General features: G+C 70.9%; 2 protein-coding genes. One reads left to right on the top strand and one right to left on the bottom strand.

Translation table 11 applies throughout. From position 1 onward, the window contains the following. A partial coding sequence (locus FUT87_RS13480; RefSeq protein WP_186830524.1) for a DMT family transporter occupies positions 1-421 on the bottom strand: 421 nt, incomplete at its 3' end. A gap of 137 nt (positions 422-558) precedes the next feature. Between FUT87_RS13480 and FUT87_RS13475 the strand changes: the two genes are divergently transcribed. Then, the coding region (locus FUT87_RS13475; RefSeq protein ID WP_147241351.1) for a LysR family transcriptional regulator at positions 559-797 on the top strand (239 nt) is incomplete at its 3' end.

Here is a 797-nt window from a genome sequence, read left to right as displayed (position 1 = left end):
GCACCACGCCGCCCAGCGCCAGCACCGCCGCGCCGGCCACGCCCAGTCCGGGCCGGTGGCCGTCCAGCAGCCAGCGCAGCAGGATCGTCGTCATCGGCATCGTGGCCATCAGCACCGCGCCGTGCGAGGGCAGGGACAGCTTCAGGCCCTCCAGCACCAGCACGCCGAAGAAGCCGTAGCCCAGCACGCCGTGGCCGGTGAGCGTGACCCAGTGCGTCCTCAGCTTGTCCCAGGGGCGCTGGCCGAAGCGCATCACCAGCAGCGTCATGCCGACGCCGGCCAGCAGGTAGCGGACCGCGGTGAACCAGACCGGATCCAACCGTCCCAGCACCGGCTTGCCGACGAGGAACAGGCTGCCCCAGGAAATCGCCGCGAACAGCATCGCGACGGTGGCGGCAATGGGAGAGGAGGTGGGCGTCATGGCGACCGGCCTTCTTGGCAACTGCGATGGGAGGGCAGTCTGGGCGCCGCCCCGCGCGCGGTCCATGCGCTTGTTTGGAACGGGCGTTTGAAGAATCCGAACGCGGCCGGCCCGGCGGCTGGTCACAATCCCGCCCCATGGAGCTGTACCAGCTGAAGAGCTTTCTGGCCGTCGTGGCCGAACGGAACCTGACCCGCGCCGCGGAGAAGGTGTTCACCAGCGTGCCCGCCGTCAGCGCGCAGATCAAGGCGCTGGAGGAGGAACTGGGCGTGCAGCTGTTCGAGCGCAGCTCGCGCGGCATGACGCTGACGGCCGCCGGCGAGAAGCTGGCCGAGGAGGCGCGCCGCACGCTCGACGCGGCGCAGCGCCTGCGCCA

The organism is Mitsuaria sp. TWR114 (assembly GCF_007997345.1).
This window is presented reverse-complemented; position numbering and strand designations above follow the sequence as displayed.